This window comes from Hyunsoonleella pacifica (assembly GCF_004310335.1).
In the GTDB taxonomy this organism is placed as follows: Bacteria; Bacteroidota; Bacteroidia; order Flavobacteriales; family Flavobacteriaceae; genus Jejuia; species Jejuia pacifica.
Genome location: NZ_SIRS01000004.1, coordinates 188,961 through 204,488 on the forward strand (window position 1 = coordinate 188,961; position 15,528 = coordinate 204,488).

At 32.5% G+C, this 15,528-nt stretch carries 15 protein-coding genes; 9 read left to right on the forward strand and 6 right to left on the reverse strand.

The features are described 5' to 3' along the window. The first annotated feature begins 61 nt into the window (after positions 1–61). Complete coding sequence (locus EYD46_RS10025; protein WP_130936950.1) at positions 62–745, forward strand: TIGR04282 family arsenosugar biosynthesis glycosyltransferase; 684 nt, start codon at positions 62–64, stop codon at positions 743–745. A 103-nt stretch (positions 746–848) separates the two neighbouring features. After that, positions 849–3,983: a TonB-dependent receptor gene (locus tag EYD46_RS10030; RefSeq protein WP_130936951.1), complete on the forward strand. Its 3,135-nt coding sequence runs from the start codon at positions 849–851 to the stop codon at positions 3,981–3,983. Between the two features lie 206 nt (positions 3,984–4,189). Here the strand turns inward: EYD46_RS10030 and EYD46_RS10035 are convergent, their stop codons facing one another. Together EYD46_RS10035 and hemN are read right to left on the reverse strand one after the other, a co-directional pair. Next, positions 4,190–5,023: a universal stress protein gene (locus tag EYD46_RS10035; RefSeq protein ID WP_130936952.1), complete on the reverse strand. Its 834-nt coding sequence runs from the start codon at positions 5,021–5,023 to the stop codon at positions 4,190–4,192. A 62-nt stretch (positions 5,024–5,085) separates the two neighbouring features. Then, positions 5,086–6,450: an oxygen-independent coproporphyrinogen III oxidase gene (hemN, locus tag EYD46_RS10040; protein WP_130936953.1), complete on the reverse strand. Its 1,365-nt coding sequence runs from the start codon at positions 6,448–6,450 to the stop codon at positions 5,086–5,088. 125 nt (positions 6,451–6,575) lie between these two features. Between hemN and EYD46_RS10045 the strand changes: the two genes are divergently transcribed. From EYD46_RS10045 to EYD46_RS10075, 7 genes are all read left to right on the forward strand, one after another. Further along, complete coding sequence (locus EYD46_RS10045) at positions 6,576–7,196, forward strand: YceI family protein (RefSeq protein WP_130936954.1); 621 nt, start codon at positions 6,576–6,578, stop codon at positions 7,194–7,196. Between the two features lie 3 nt (positions 7,197–7,199). Continuing rightward, complete coding sequence (locus tag EYD46_RS10050) at positions 7,200–7,688, forward strand: superoxide dismutase family protein (RefSeq protein ID WP_130936955.1); 489 nt, start codon at positions 7,200–7,202, stop codon at positions 7,686–7,688. Positions 7,689–7,843: 155 nt separating this feature from the next. Next, positions 7,844–8,707, forward strand: coding sequence for a helix-turn-helix transcriptional regulator (locus EYD46_RS10055; RefSeq protein WP_130936956.1), 864 nt, complete (start codon positions 7,844–7,846; stop codon positions 8,705–8,707). A gap of 80 nt (positions 8,708–8,787) precedes the next feature. Continuing rightward, complete coding sequence (locus EYD46_RS10060) at positions 8,788–9,210, forward strand: organic hydroperoxide resistance protein (protein WP_130936957.1); 423 nt, start codon at positions 8,788–8,790, stop codon at positions 9,208–9,210. 34 nt (positions 9,211–9,244) lie between these two features. Beyond that, positions 9,245–10,627 carry an MFS transporter gene (locus tag EYD46_RS10065; RefSeq protein ID WP_130936958.1) on the forward strand — a complete coding sequence of 461 codons (1,383 nt, stop codon included), beginning with the start codon at positions 9,245–9,247 and terminating at the stop codon, positions 10,625–10,627. Between the two features lie 49 nt (positions 10,628–10,676). Next, complete coding sequence (locus tag EYD46_RS10070; RefSeq protein ID WP_165454369.1) at positions 10,677–11,366, forward strand: DUF2490 domain-containing protein; 690 nt, start codon at positions 10,677–10,679, stop codon at positions 11,364–11,366. Continuing rightward, entirely contained in the window at positions 11,363–12,142 is a 780-nt protein-coding gene (locus EYD46_RS10075; RefSeq protein WP_130936960.1) for a class I SAM-dependent methyltransferase, read from the forward strand. The genes EYD46_RS10070 and EYD46_RS10075 overlap by 4 nt, the downstream gene beginning before the upstream one ends. 77 nt (positions 12,143–12,219) lie before the next feature. Here EYD46_RS10075 and EYD46_RS10080 read toward each other — a convergent pair whose 3' ends face one another. The 4 genes from EYD46_RS10080 to EYD46_RS10095 all read right to left on the reverse strand — a co-directional run bounded on the left by EYD46_RS10080 (position 12,220) and on the right by EYD46_RS10095 (position 15,439). Continuing rightward, entirely contained in the window at positions 12,220–13,020 is an 801-nt protein-coding gene (locus tag EYD46_RS10080; RefSeq protein ID WP_130936961.1) for a class I SAM-dependent methyltransferase, read from the reverse strand. 2 nt (positions 13,021–13,022) lie between these two features. Next, on the reverse strand, positions 13,023–13,937 hold the full coding sequence (locus EYD46_RS10085; protein ID WP_130936962.1) for a helix-turn-helix domain-containing protein: 915 nt from the start codon (positions 13,935–13,937) through the stop codon (positions 13,023–13,025). 41 nt (positions 13,938–13,978) lie between these two features. Beyond that, positions 13,979–14,737 carry an SDR family NAD(P)-dependent oxidoreductase gene (locus EYD46_RS10090; RefSeq protein ID WP_130936963.1) on the reverse strand — a complete coding sequence of 253 codons (759 nt, stop codon included), beginning with the start codon at positions 14,735–14,737 and terminating at the stop codon, positions 13,979–13,981. A 282-nt stretch (positions 14,738–15,019) separates the two neighbouring features. Beyond that, entirely contained in the window at positions 15,020–15,439 is a 420-nt protein-coding gene (locus EYD46_RS10095; protein WP_130936964.1) for a (4Fe-4S)-binding protein, read from the reverse strand. Positions 15,440–15,528 lie beyond the last annotated feature (89 nt).

The window sequence follows — 15,528 nt, forward strand, 5'->3', positions numbered from 1 at the left end:
AATAATTCTAAAAACTAAACGACTCATACTTTTAATTAGTTAAAATTTAAGCTATTTTAAAATGTTGAGCCGAAAAACTGCTTTATTAATCTTTTCTCGTTCTATCGAAGAAGAGCTTAGGCATAAACCCTTTTTAGCTCAAAAATCCCTTGTAAATTCATTATACAAACACACCACAGATATTGCTAAACAAAGTGGATTAGATGTAATTTTTTATGATGAATCTAAGCAATATGGAATTAATTTTGGTTCCCGTTTTTCAAATGCACTAGAAAATATTTTTGATAATGGTTATCAGAATATTATAGCTATAGGAAATGATTGTCCTCAATTACAGGTTGAGCATATTTTACAAGCCCAAAAGTCCCTACTTAAAAATGAAACAATAATTGGAGGCACCTATGATGGTGGGTTCTATCTTCTAGGAATCTCCAAGGAGAATTTTAATAAGGATACTTTTTTAACTTTTAGCTGGAATAAAAAAACCTTGTATAATGAAGTAATCGAGTCTATTTCCAGTAAGTCATTAAACTACAAAACACTTCAAAAATTAAGAGATATTGACTTTTATTCAGATTTAGAAAGTCTGTCACTTAATACTATCAGCAATAATATATTGCGCAGTTGCATTACATCAATTACGCAAAAGAGAATAAAAATCGTTTTACCTAAAAAACTAAAAGATTCACTTCTCTCACAACAAGTTACTCTAAATAAGGGGTCTCCACGAGCATTTTCACTTTAAAACATAGAGCGCAACTTAAATCTTTACCCGTTCACTCTTTTCATTTTTTCCAAGTAATAAAATGTAAGATTACTGTCTTACAATCACACACCTTTTATCTAGAATGAAATATATTCTAACTACACTATTTATAACACTATTTAGCACAATAATATTAGGGCAAGAAACAACAGGAAGCCTTCAAGGCAACTTAAAAGATAATCAAAACAGTCCTGTATCGTTTGCAAATATTCTGTTAACTGATACAGAAACTAATTTTACTTATGGGGCAATCTCTCAAGAAAACGGGTTTTATAGACTTAATAATATTCCACCAGGAAATACTTATAAAATCACAATATCTTTTTTGGGCTATAAAACTATTGAAGAAAATAACCTTACCATAAACCTTGGTAGTGCTACGCTAAAAGATTTTGTATTACAAGAGGAAAGCACAGCATTACAAGAAGTGGTTATAACAGGAGCATCTACTCCAAAAAAGAATGGTAATGAAACCCTATTAAGCAAAAAAAGTATTAAAGCTACACCAACTATTAATAGAAGCATTCAAGATCTTACTAAAAATTTACCAGAGAACAACCTCAATTCTTTTGGTGGAGCCAGTAACAGATTTAATAACTTAAATATAGATGGAATTGCCAACAACGATATTATTGGTTTTCAAGAACCCGCAAGTGGTGCTTCAGGGTCATCAGCAAACGGTACACCTGGAAGTCTTTCCAGAAGTCAGCCTATTGGTCTAGGAGCTGTAAAACAGGTAAGTATAAAACTATCTCCTTTTGATGTAAGTATTGGAAATTTTAATGGAGCAAGTATCAACTTAGTAACTAAAAATGGTACAAATGTTACTAAAACCGAAGTGTATAGTTATGGTAACAACCAAAATTTAATAGGTAGGTTTGCAGGTGGAGACGAACAAGATGTACAATCTTTCTATGATGTGCAATTTGGTGGTGGCATAGGTGGTGCCATAATAAAAGACAAGTTGTTTTATTATGTGAATTTTGAACAGGCTTTATCGAACTTCCCAGTACTAAATGCACCTGGCAGCAGTACTTCTGATATTTCGTTAGATGATGTTACAGCTATTAGAGATAGATTATTAAACGAGTATAGCTACGACCCCGGTGCTTTTCAAAGTGCAGACCTACAAACAGCCAGCACTAAATTATTTACACGATTAGACTATGACTTGTCTAGCATTCATAAATTAACATTACGAAACAACTATGTAAATAGCTTTGCTGACAATTTAGAATGGAACAGTGCTTTTTTCAATTTTGGCAATCAGGGATATCGACATAATAGCGTGGCCAATAGCTTGGCAGTAGAATTAAAATCAAACTTCAAACCAGGAAATACTAATAAGTTATCCATTGGGTATAATATTGTAAAGGAACACAGAGATTTTGATGGTCGTGTTTTTCCTCATATCCAAATAGCTACTTCATCTGCTAGTCGCATATTTGCGGGTACTTATCGAGAAGCGTCTGTGTATAACACAGATTTTTCAACTTTACAAATAGCAGACACCTATACATTTGATGTTGGTAACCATCACTTTACCGCAGGTATATTTGGGCAATTACACGATGTAGACTACGGATTCCTCTCTGCCTGGAATGGACGCTGGGAATATCGTTCTGTGGATGATTTTTTAAATGATAGTCCTGCTAGAATACGTGGAGTTTATAATGTAAACAATAATGACTTTGGCTTTGTAAGTAACCAGCCCTCTGCTACTATTGGTGTTTTTGAAGGCGCTGTATTTTTTCAAGATGCCTTTCGTATAAGCGAAAAGCTAGAAATCACAACAGGACTAAGGATTGATGGACAATATTTAACACAACGCCTTCCTGTAAGTGATGAAGTACGTAATACTCCAGAGTTTTCACAGTTTGACAATACGATTTCTAAAACACCACAGTTAAATCCAAGATTTGGATTCAATTACAAAATTGATGATGCTGGAAAATATACTCTAAGGGGAGGAACCGGATTGTTTTCAGGTCGTATTCCTTATTTATGGTTTGCTTATGCAGAATATATTTCTGGTACTGATTATTTTAATATTGACTTAAGACCTGATGAAGCTGTTGCTCTTACCGAAAATTTGGAAGATCTTAGAAGTAGACAACCTAACTTAACTGAGATTAATCTGTTAGATCCTAATTTTAGTTTACCTAGAGACTGGAAAACTAATGTTGCTTTTAAAGCTAAATTACCTCATCGGTGGACGTTAGATATAGAAGGAACTTATACTAAAGTTGTAAACGGACTACTTTTTCAGTCCATCAATAGACAAAATAATATAGGGAATTTTAGTGGTGCTGATAATCGCCCATACTTTCTAGAAACGGGTAATGCTATTAAAATTAACCCCAATTTTACTAATGTTTTTTTATTGACAAATACTGATAAGGGCTTTAGGTATAACCTTACTCTTGGTTTAAGTAAACAAGCTGGCAATTATAGTGGATACTTGGGTTACACCTATGGTATGAGCAAAGATATATCGAGTACAGTACGTAGTTCGCCAGCAGCTAATTTTGAATGGAACCAAGCACTGGTGGCTAATAACCCCTCTCTATCATTTTCAAATTTTGACCTAAGACATAAATTTGTAAGTAGCCATTCTTATAATTTTAACATTGGTAAAAGTGGAACTGGCTTTATCTCTTTCTTGTACAACGGTAGAGCAGGAAGTCCTTTTTCTTATGTATATCGAGGTGATGTTAACAGGGACGGTTCTTCTAGAAATGATATAATTTATGTCCCTAGAGATGTTTCTGAAATTCATCTTATAGATATTACTGATGCATCTGGTAATGTTACTGTAACCGCTAATGAACAATGGCAGCGCTTAAATGCATTTATAGAAAGTGACCCTTACCTGAGAGAAAGAAGAGGACAAGTAGCTGAACGCAATGGAGCACGCACACCGTGGAATCATGAATTGGATATGAAACTAGAATATGGATTACAATTAAAGAATGGTAATGCTATATCGCTCTCTTTTGACATGCTTAATGTTTTTAATTTTATTAATAAAGACTGGGGACGTTTGGTATTTGTACCTAATGTAGTAAACTCCAGTTTTAGTCTTTTAGATTTTAGGGGAATAGAGAATAATGAGCCTCAATTTCAATTTAACATTCCTGATGGTACAACTCCTTATGTAACTGATTTATTTAACTCGCGCTGGCGTGCTCAATTAGGAGTAAAATACAGTTTTTAATAAATTATTGAGCAAACACACCTAGTAAAATAACACAAAGTTGAGTATAAGAATATAAGCTTGCAAACTAGCTGCGTTAGGGATAGTAGTGAAAAGCCCACAGCGACGAAGGAGCGAGGACTTGCAGCGGATAGCCCGACCGCGCCTTAGCGTGGTAAAGCCCAAAATAACTTTATTACAATTATTTTTGTATCTAGTTTTACTTTTTAAATCTTAAACGTCATAACAGGAAGTGTTGCATGATTTGCTACATCTTCTCCAATACTGCCCTCAAAGAAATGTGCTAAACCTTTTCTTCCATGAGTAGGAATAGCAATAAGATCTGCTCCTATTTTGTTTGCACAGTTTAGTAAACCGTCTTCTACTGTGTAATCTGCAACATAGCAAACATCTTCCATCTTGTCCAGATGTCTATCTGCTTTAGTAAAAAAGTTTACAACGCTACGTTCTATTTCTAGAGAACTTTTAAATCGATTATTAGGTAAATTAACATGTACTAAATACATTTTTGCACCAATTTTTTCGAAGATCTGCTTGGCTTTAAGGTAGGACGTAATACCTTCTTCTGAAAAATCGCAAGCAAAAGCTACTACATCAAAATGAATATTTGGTAATTCTTTTTTTACTACCAGCACAGGAATTTCTGCATGTCGTACCACGCGCTCTGTGTTAGAACCAACAAAATACTCCTTAAGTCCAGATGTACCATGAGACCCCATTATAATTAAATCTGCATTGGTTTTAACAGCTACATCATTTACTTCGCTAAAAATTTTAAAGTGCTTTACCAAAGGGATTACCTTTACATCTTGCAAAAAATCCTTTTTTAAAAATGCTTTAAACTTCTTTTCTGCTAGTTTTAAAAAGAATGCTGTTTTTTCATGTTGCAAACCATCTGAAGACGAAAGCATGATATCAGACATCTCTAACATGTGTAGTGCTACTACTTCTGCTTTATATTCTCTAGCTAATTTTGCTGCTGTTTTAAGAGCATATTCTGAGTGATTTGAAAAATCTATGGGTACAATAATTTTTTTCATCTTGTTAATTTTTTAAGTAGTTAATACTTATAAGAGCATAATGGTAAACTTGGAGCTTGCAGTTATACCGTCATTGAAAATAACTGTGCATTTGGTTGTTTTCTTTTCAAGAACACATCAAAAGCCATACAAACATTACGTACAAAAGGTTTGCCTTTTGCTGTAACTATTACGCTATTGGCATGAATTGCAATCAAACCGTCTCTTTCCATTTCTTTAAGCTGAATCAAGGCATCTGGCAGTTGCTTAAAATAGAGACTATTCTTGCTCCAAGATGTTTTAAAACGACACATCAAATTTAAAATGTGTTGCCTTATAATTAAATCTTCTGCGTTTAATATATGTCCTCTAAATACCGGTAAATTATTGGTTTTTAATATCTCATAATAAGATTTAATGTCTTTTATATTTTGAGCAAAACCATACCAAGCATCACTAATGGACGATACGCCTAACCCAATCATAGTCTGTGTTTTAGAAGCGGTATAGCCCATAAAATTCCTGTGCAACTTTCCACTCTCCATAGATTGATACAAAACATCTGTTTTAAGAGCAAAATGGTCCATCCCAATTTCTTCATAACCTACTTCTGCTAATAGTTGTTTACCCATTTCGTACTGTGCTCTTTTAAGGCTTGCACTTGGTAAATCCTTATCTTGAAACCCACGCTGTCCGTTACCTTTAATCCAAGGCACATGCGCATAACTATAAAATGCTAAACGATCTGGCAGTAATGCTTTAGTTTTCAATATGGTTTCTTTTACATGTGCTAATGTCTGAAATGGGAGTCCAAAAATAATATCATGACCGACTGAAGTATAACCAATTTCCCTAGCTATTTCTGTTGCTTTTTTTACATTTTTATATGGCTGGATACGATGAATAGCTTTTTGTACAGTTTCATTATAGTCCTGAACTCCAAAACTAACACGCCTAAAACCGACATCATACAAAGCTTGTAAATGTTCCCGAGTTGTATTATTAGGATGTCCTTCAAAACTAAACTCGTAACCTAAAGCCAGTTGCGAAGTGTTTAGTATTTCAGAAATTAAGTACTTTAAATTTTCGGGGCTAAAAAAGGTTGGGGTACCTCCACCAAGATGTAGCTCTTTCAGTAAAGGCTTCTCATCAAATAATTCCAAATATAAATACCACTCTTTTATTACTGCTTTTATATATGATAATTCTACAGCATGCTGTTTTGTAATACGCTTATTACAACCACAAAATGTGCATAAACTTTCGCAAAACGGCAAGTGAATGTATATGCTTATACCCTCTTTAGCATTACTTTCCTTTAACGAACACCTCAAGGAAGCTTTCCACTTTTGAGTAGAAAATGTTGAGTCGTCCCAATAAGGCACAGTTGGGTAACTTGTATAACGAGGACCTACTATGTTATACTTATTTACTAATGATGTTGACATACCTGATAATTATACATCAAAATTAGAAGATTGAAAAGTGAAAAAATATGACATAAGTCATATCATAATGTTGCAATTCAAGTAATATTGGCTTAACTTTATGGTTATCTAAAAAATCACTGAAAATGAAAAAATTAAATATCTTATTTCTTGCTTTAGCGTTGAGTTTTGCTGCTTGTAAAAACGAAAAAAAAGAAGAAAAAACAGATACATCTGCCGATGTTAAAACTGAAAAATTTGTAGTAAAACCTGAAGCGACATCAGTAAAATGGACTGCTTATAAAACCACTGAAAAGAAAGGTGTTGGTGGCGAATTTAAGGTGTTAAATTTTGAAAATAAAGAAGGGGGCTCTGTTGAAGAAGCGCTTAACAATCTTGAGTTCTCAATACCTATTAGTAGCTTGTTTACTAAAGATGAAGGTAGAGACGCAAAAATAAAAACGTTTTTCTTTGGAAAAATGCTGAATACCGAACTTTTAAAAGGTACTATAAAATACAATGGCACAGATTACAGTGCGGCTTTAACTATGAATAGCGTTACTAAAGATTTACCACTACAGGTAACTGTTACTGACCAAAGACGTGTTACCATGACTGGCACTATAAATTTAGCAGATTGGAATGCATTAGAGGCTTTAGCTTCTTTAAATAAAATATGCTACGAGTTACACAAAGGTCCTGATGGTATTAGTAAAACTTGGGAGGATGTTGCTCTTGAAGTATCTACTTACTTACGCAAAGGTTAAAAATTGGTATTTATTAAAAATCATACCATCCTGCTGTTACTTACTCTGTTTGTATTTACCTCGTGTAAAAAGAATAATGAAGAAGAAAAAACTGTAGAACCAGATGTTAAGGTTGCAATTGTAAAGCCTAGAAAGATAAAAGTCGTTCTTAGTCCTGAAAGTAATACGAATGCCTCAGGTAAAGTTATGCTTAAAACTGAAAATAATAGTGTAACAATAACTGCTATTGTAAGTGGACTTACCCCAGGAGAACACGCTTTATACATCCAAGACAATACAAAAGAGATTGATAATAACTCTAAATTTATTGGAAAGCTTATTGCAGATGAAAGTGGTAACGGTACACTCTCTAAAACTACTGAAGATTGGTGTGTAGGTTGTGATAACGTAACAAAAGATATATTAGGGAAACATATTGTGGTTTACACCAAGATAAACGATTCATCAAATGCCTTAGAAACGAGTGTAAATTGCTCAGGATTTATAAAATAAAAACGTCTTCGTATCCTATAGAAAAGCTGCCTTTTTGGTAGCTTTTTTATTATAAAAAATTAATAAACCTATCAAACATCTTACTATTTTCATTTAATAGTGAACATGTTTAATTAAAACTGATTTTTACCTTTGTCTTATAAGTTATATTTCCTGTGAAAAAAATCCCAATAAAACACTTAAATCATTTTCATAAATCCTCCAATAAACAGGAAGTTTTTAAAATTAGAAAATTAGAAGATTTATTCGAGGGTAAAAACATGATTATAAAACATCATAGACATGATTTCTACTTTATTCTAGCAATGAAAAAAGGTTATGGAAGTCATGAAATAGATTTTACTAGTTATAAAGTTTCAGATTATTCATTTTTTATTGTTCGACCTGGTCAAATACACAAACTAAATTTAAGAAAAGATGGTATTGGATTCATTATACAATTTGATCCTGAATTCTATTATTCAAATGAAAGAAGAATAAATACTTTATTACAAAAAATTGGTGCTAATAACTTTTATCAGTGTAATCAAGATATCTTTTCCAGACTAAATACATTGCTAAATACTGTCTTTAGTGAATATCAAAACAAACCTGAACAATATATTGAGGTTATAAAATCTAATTTAAAGATTTTGTTCATAGAATTAACAAGATTAAAAAGTACAACTATACAAAGTCAAAACACAAAAGACATATACATTCAAGATCGCCTCGAAGAATTTTTAAAACTTTTAGAAATCAATATTTCAACCCATAAACAAGTATCTCAATATGCCGATATGTTACATTTATCTGGCTATCAATTAAATTCTATAACAAAACAAACATTAGCTAAAACAGCCTCAAAACTTATAAATGAACAAATTATCTTAGAATCCAAAAGATATCTTTTAGCCACAACAAATCAGATAAACCATATCGCTCATTATTTAGGGTATGAAGATGTTTCATATTTTATAAGATTCTTTAAAAAACATACAGGGCTTTCCCCCAGAGTATTTAGAGAAAACTTTAAATAAGTCCTATTTTACTTTACTTCTGTCTTACTTCCTTAATAATGTACCAAAATACCTTTGAAGGGTAATTTAAATACATAATAATGAAGACAATTTACAGTACTAATGTCAGAGCTATAGGAGGTAGAAATGGTCATGTTAAGAGTAAAAATGGTGTTTTGGATATTCAAGTTAGATTCCCTAAAGCATTTGGAGGTATAAATGATGACTTTATAAATCCTGAAATGCTATTTGCAGCAGGATATTCCGCTTGTTTTGATGGTGCCCTAAATTTAGTTATTCAAAACTCAAAAATAACTACTGGAACTACTTCGGTTGATGCAAAAGTGTGCATTGGCCAAATAGAAAATGGCGGCTATCAATTGGCTGTAGAATTACATATTAACATTCCAAATGTTTCTGTTGAGAAAGCAAAATCTCTTGCAGAAGAGGCTCATCAAATATGTCCTTATTCCAATGCTACAAGGGGAAATATTGAGGTGGTTTTAAAAACAACAAATCGCTAACCTCTGGCACTTCTAATAGAAACTTGCTTTCAAAATGAATGAGCAAACAAATAGATGGGTGCTAGCGAGTCTTTCGTTATCCACCTTAATGGGGTCATTAGGCATAAGCATAGCCAATGTAGCATTACCTACATTGACCGAAGCATTTGATACTACTTTTCAATCTGTTCAATGGATAGTTATTTCATATCTATTAACTATTACCGTAACAATTGTAAGCATTGGTAAAATAGGTGATGTTTTTGGTCTTAGAAGAGTGTTAATGATTGGTGTTCTCCTATATACAATAGCTTCGCTATTCTGCGGTATTGCGTCTACACTTTGGGTTCTCATTTTAGCAAGAGGATTTCAAGGCCTTGGGGCTGCGATTTTAATAGCCTTAAGTTTAGCCAATGTAAAAGAATCTGTTTCGAAAAAAAGAATTGGAGCAGCCATGGGGTTGTTAGGCACTATGTCTGCAATTGGTACAGCTTCGGGGCCTACACTTGGCGGGGTTTTAATAGAAGCCTTTAGTTGGAGAGCTATTTTTTTGATTCTGATTCCATTAGGAATTGTAAACCTAATATTAATAAAAAAACACATACCAATTCGTAACATCAATGTACAATTCAACATTAAAAAAATTGACTGGATAGGTACACTTTTTCTAGCACTCACGCTAGCATGTTATACGTTGGCTATGACAATTGAAAATGAGTTTTTTAATAAAGGAATAACTTTATTATTATTGTTGACAGCAGTTATTGGATCTTGTTTATTCCTGTACTCTCAAACAAAAGTCCAAGCTCCTTTAATTCAATTAAAACTATTTAAAGACAGAAACTTAAATAGTAGTTTAATCATTAACGCTTTTGTGTCTAATATAATGATGGCAACGTTGGTCATTGGTCCATTTTATCTCTCATTAGGGTTGGGGCTTGGTGAAATACTTGTTGGCATTGTTCTTTCTATAGGCCCAATAATATCTATTATTTCAGGTATCCCATCGGGTAAAATTGTGGATGGCTTTGGTACTAAGAAAATTATCACTATTGGATTGCTGTTAATGACATTGGGTGCTTTTGCTCTATCTATATTGCCCAATAAATACGGTGTTGTGGGTTACATAATTGCAATTGCAATTCTAACACTTGGATACCAATTATTTCAAGCATCAAATAACACATTAGTTATGATGAATGCCAATGATAATCAACGTGGTATTATATCAGGAATACTAAATCTTTCTCGCAATTTAGGTCTCATCACAGGAGCATCTGTTATGGGCGCCCTATTTGCTTGTGCAGTAGGCAAAAGTGATTTTGAAATGGCTGAAGTGAATGATATTTCAAAGGGAATGAATATTACTTTCATAATTGCTGGAATATTGATGTTAATGGCGGTATTAATTTCTCTAACTATAAACAAGAAAAATTAGTATGCTAATGTATTTCAGGAGCAAAAAAAGAATCTTACTCTTCTTTTTCTTGTTTCTTTTTAATTCAAGTGTAAAAGCCCAAAAAGCTAATCAATTCAACTCATGGTGGTACTATTCTGGGAAGTATCAATTATCTAAAAAAATCAATATCAGAACACTTTTATCTTGGGCAAGACACGATTTTGCTAAAAACTGGCAACAATCCAATGTAAGAATAGGTGGTAATTATGTTGTTTCAAAAAAAGTCAATTTCGGTGTTGGTTATGAGTGGGTTGTACTTTTTCCTTATGGAGAACACCCTGTACTAGAAAAGAGACCAGAGCATAGAATTTATGAGCAAATAACTGTAAAAAATAAGCTTAATAGGATTTCTTTTAGATCTAGTGCTTTATTAGAACATCGAATCAGAAAAGATATTACCAGACACAGGTTAAGAGTAAGGTTAGGTATGAAAACACCTATTATTCGTTCTAATGACGGCATAACAAAATTAGGAGTATCCTTTTTTAATGAATTCTTTTTTAATATTGATAAATATGCCGGTAATAACGTATACGGACAAAACAGATTTTATGCAGGATTTGATATCCCTATCACTACTAATTTCATTTTAGGCTTGGGCTATTTGAATCAGTACATATCAATAAACGAACGTCGAAAAGAGAACAACTATACATTAATGGTTGGAATTTTTCATAAAGTCGATTTTAGAAATAAAAAATTAGTACAAGTAAAATGAAAGCAAAAGAACATTACGAAAAACATTTGTCAAATTTCTATTCATGGATGTTAGGAGATATTCAATTAAAATCAATTGAGTTCCAAAACTTTTTAAAATCTCACGAAATTGAACCAAAAAATACTAAAACAGCGATCGACTTAGGTGCTGGCAATGGAATTCAGAGTATCGCTCTTAAAGAATTAGGTTATAGAGTAACTGCTATAGATTTTAATAGACAATTACTGGACGAATTAAAATCAAATCCTAATGCTAAAGGAGTAAACACTAAATTAGATGATATTACAAATGTGTCGCAATTTGCTTATCTAAAACCAGAATTGATAACTTGTTGCGGAGATACAATTACGCATCTTGATAGCAAAAATCAGATAGTAAAATTAATAAAAGACGTAAGTCGCATTCTAGAAAATAAAGGATATCTAATCCTGACATTTAGAGATTATTCAAAAGAACTTGATGATAAACTAAGATTTATTCCTGTAAAAAGTTCAAGCAATCGAATTTTAACTTGCATACTTGAGTACGGAATTGAAACAATTAAAGTAACAGATTTATTGTACGAAAAAATAAATGAAGAATGGTCTCAAAAGGTAAGTAGTTATAAAAAAGTTCGTTTATACCCGAATGTTGTTACGCAAATACTTAAAGAGAACAGAATGGAGGTTATTTTTAATAAACCAATTAATCTAATGCAGACAGTAATCGCAAAGAAAAGTGAGCTAAAAAACACCTGCAAACATCCAGGAGCTAAACAAATTGTAACATGTTATTAAACAAGCAAAAGCTTATAAAATTAACACACTATTTTCTCGTATTAAACAAATAACATCTTCCTAAATAACAACTTGTATTATATCTTTCTCGCCTTCAAACAAAACAACAAAGGATATAATTTATCTTTAGTAACATACATCCCAGAATCTGTCTTTACCAAATTAGGCAACACATTATATGGACTTTCATTGTACTCCTTTAAATATTCTATATGCAAACCTGCTTCAGTTAACGCAGAAACCACTTCGCCTAAGCCATGATTCCAACAGTATTCTTTACTTATCATTTTTGAATTTTCATCGGCATAAGTACCTTCATATTCCTCATAAATTACCTCGTTTTGCATATAACCATATTTCATAATGGGTGTATCTTCTAAGTAATCAAACATCCAAACCATAGGATGGAATTCTGCTATAAAAAATATTCCACCTTGTTTTAAACGTTCTGCAATCATTCGTCCCCATGGTTTTAAATCTGGCAACCAACCAATCACACCATAACTCGTAAAAACAATATCAAATTCATCTTTAATATATTTAGAAGTATCTAATACATTACAACACATAAACTCAGCATCCAAATTCAATTCTTCATTTAGTTGTTTTGCTAAGTTTACACCTTCATCACTCAAATCTACTCCAGTACACTTAGCACCTAACCTACTCCAACTTAAAGTATCTTGACCAAAATGACATTGCAAATGCAGCAGAGATTTCCCAGAAACATCGCCTAAAGCTTCTAACTCATAGGACATTAAAGATGATTTTCCTTTTTTAAATCCTTCCATATTGTACATACTACTTTGGGAGTGCACTTTTACCTTTTGATTCCATGTGATTTTGTTAGTTTTAAAAAAATTGCTATTTCGGCTCATTGCTAGTTAAATGTTTTTCTAAACTCCAAAGGAGACATTTCAGTTTTATTTTTAAAAAGTTTAGTAAACGATGCCGGTCGTTCAAACCCTAAACCATAGGCTATTTCACTAACAGACAAATAAGTAGTAGATAACTGCTCTTTGGCTTTTTCTATCAACTTAGCATGTATATGTTGTTGGGTACTTCTCCCCGACACCTGTTTTAATACACTAGTAAGGTAATTAGGTGATAAATTTAAAAATTCTGCCATCCATTGTACTGTTGGTAAACCATTATCTATTAAAGAATCCTCATTAAAAGCAATGGTTAGAGCTTCTTCTACTTTCCCTAAAATTTCATGATTGCTTACATTTCGGGTAATAAATTGTCGCTCGTAAAAACGTTCAACATAACTAAATAATAACTCCAATTGTGCAACTACAATTTTCTGGCTAAACTTATCGATATTAGATGTATACTCACGTTCTATACCCTTAAGGATATCAATTATCATGTGTTCTTCTTTTTCAGAAAGAAATAACGCTTCATTGATGGTGTAACCAAAAAATGCATAGTGTTTTATCTGTTTTGCTAAAGCTGTATTCCAAAAAAAGTCGGGATGTACAAGTAACAACCACCCCGAAGGTTTTTTCTTTAAATTAGGATTATTAGCTAAACTCATTACTTGATTAGGTGCAACAAAAGTCATTAGCCCCTCATCAAAATCGTATTCCTGTTGCCCATAAAAAAATTTATAAGCCACATTTCGTTTTAAACCGATAACATAGTAATCTTGAATCCATGTTATGCCATCAATATCTTGCGGATATTGTATTTGTGCATAATCCACCACACTAATAAGCGGGTGCTCTGGTTGAGATAAATTTGCAAACCTATGGTAATCGCTAATCTTTCTAAAACGTAAAATATTTTTCATCCATATAAATTTAGGAAAAAGAATAATGAAACATGTATTTTTTAAACTAACATACCTCCTGAGACTTCAATACGCTGGCCATTAATCCAACTTGCTTTATCAGAACATAAAAAAGCAACTACACCTCCAATATCCTCTGCTTCTCCAACTCTACCTAAAGCGGTAATGCTTGCTATAACATTTCGTTTTTCTTCATTATCCCTATTTACACCACCAGCAAAATCAGTAGCAATCGCACCAGGCGCTACAACATTAGCTGTAATTTTTCGATCCCCCAATTCTTTGGCTAAATATCTAGTAAAAACTTCAATTGCCCCTTTCATGATAGCATAGGCCGACATTCCAGGAAAACTAAAACGAGATAGTCCACTTGAAACATTTATTATTTTACCTCCTTCATTAATATGTGATAATGCGGCTTGGGTTAAAAAATAAATACTTTTTAAATGTATATTCAACATATCATCAAATTGTGCTTCTGTGGTATCAGCTATTGTATTATAGGTGCCTGTGCCCGCATTATTAATTAAAAAGTCAAAATTAGGACTTCCATTGACCTGCTTTAAATGCTGACCTACTTTATCTATAAATTGTCTGGCACTTTCAACATTATTGGCATCATACTTAATAGCTATAGCTTTTTGTCCTAAAGCTTCTATATCCTTAACAACCTCATTTGCTTTCTCAATATTGCTATGATAAGATAGTATGATATTAATACCTTCTTTAGCTAAATTTAAAGCCATATCTCTTCCTAAACCTCTACTTCCACCTGTAACAATTGCAGTTTTTGTATTCATAATGTCATTAATTTAAAAATTATGATACAAAGTTGGGACTTTATAAACAGCTGTTTTTTTCCAAATCAATGACTTTCTTATCCAAATCAATGGAAAGTTATAAATTTTGGCATAACATTTGAATTTAAATTTTTGAAGACATAGTGAAAGGAAGTTGCTTACTCTACGACCAAGTTTTTATATAAAACATTTATTTTAGTTTTTTCCGCATACGCGTCTATATATATCTAAAGCGCTTCAATATTAATATTGAAGCGCTTTATCTTTTCTAGTAATTATTGTTTAGCCTTTAAATTCAGTCTTTACATGTGCACCATCACAATAAGGTTTATTATCAGACTTTCCACATCTACAAAAGGCAGTAGTTTTATTTTTTGTTTCAGAAGAACCATCTTTCGCAACAACATTTAAAGTACCATAAATTAATAAAGGGCCATTTTCCAAAACCTCAACTTTGGTTTCCATAGTTTCTGAGGTTTTATCTTTTTCATCATTCATATAAAAACTCAAAGCTCCTGAAGGACATTGTTTTACTTGATTAATGATAGTCTTAGTTTCTGCTTCATCCATTTTAATCCAAGGTCTTAATCGTGGTCGAAACACTTTAGGTAAACCCTTAGCACAAATCGCAGAATGGATACACTTTTCTGGTTCCCAAACCACGGTAGTTTCGCCATTGGAATATTCTTTTATTTTCCCCATAACTTTATGTTTTTACTAAAGATACAAAAATTTCAAATCATGTTAATGAGCTATTTTAGGTCTTCTTTTCTAAGCTTATATTGCTTATT

What these genes read in the sequence shown, in the direction of transcription:
- EYD46_RS10090 (WP_130936963.1), bottom strand. Translation starts at nt 14,737, where the DNA reads ATGAATACAAAAACTGCAATTGTTACAGGTGGAAGTAGAGGTTTAGGA.
- EYD46_RS10085 (WP_130936962.1), bottom strand. Translation starts at nt 13,937, where the DNA reads ATGAAAAATATTTTACGTTTTAGAAAGATTAGCGATTACCATAGGTTT.
- EYD46_RS10080 (WP_130936961.1), bottom strand. Translation starts at nt 13,020, where the DNA reads ATGAGCCGAAATAGCAATTTTTTTAAAACTAACAAAATCACATGGAAT.
- EYD46_RS10065 (WP_130936958.1), top strand. Translation starts at nt 9,245, where the DNA reads ATGAATGAGCAAACAAATAGATGGGTGCTAGCGAGTCTTTCGTTATCC.
- EYD46_RS10060 (WP_130936957.1), top strand. Translation starts at nt 8,788, where the DNA reads ATGAAGACAATTTACAGTACTAATGTCAGAGCTATAGGAGGTAGAAAT.
- EYD46_RS10095 (WP_130936964.1), bottom strand. Translation starts at nt 15,439, where the DNA reads ATGGGGAAAATAAAAGAATATTCCAATGGCGAAACTACCGTGGTTTGG.
- EYD46_RS10035 (WP_130936952.1), bottom strand. Translation starts at nt 5,023, where the DNA reads ATGAAAAAAATTATTGTACCCATAGATTTTTCAAATCACTCAGAATAT.
- EYD46_RS10030 (WP_130936951.1), top strand. Translation starts at nt 849, where the DNA reads ATGAAATATATTCTAACTACACTATTTATAACACTATTTAGCACAATA.
- EYD46_RS10075 (WP_130936960.1), top strand. Translation starts at nt 11,363, where the DNA reads ATGAAAGCAAAAGAACATTACGAAAAACATTTGTCAAATTTCTATTCA.
- EYD46_RS10045 (WP_130936954.1), top strand. Translation starts at nt 6,576, where the DNA reads ATGAAAAAATTAAATATCTTATTTCTTGCTTTAGCGTTGAGTTTTGCT.
- hemN (WP_130936953.1), bottom strand. Translation starts at nt 6,450, where the DNA reads ATGTCAACATCATTAGTAAATAAGTATAACATAGTAGGTCCTCGTTAT.
- EYD46_RS10025 (WP_130936950.1), top strand. Translation starts at nt 62, where the DNA reads ATGTTGAGCCGAAAAACTGCTTTATTAATCTTTTCTCGTTCTATCGAA.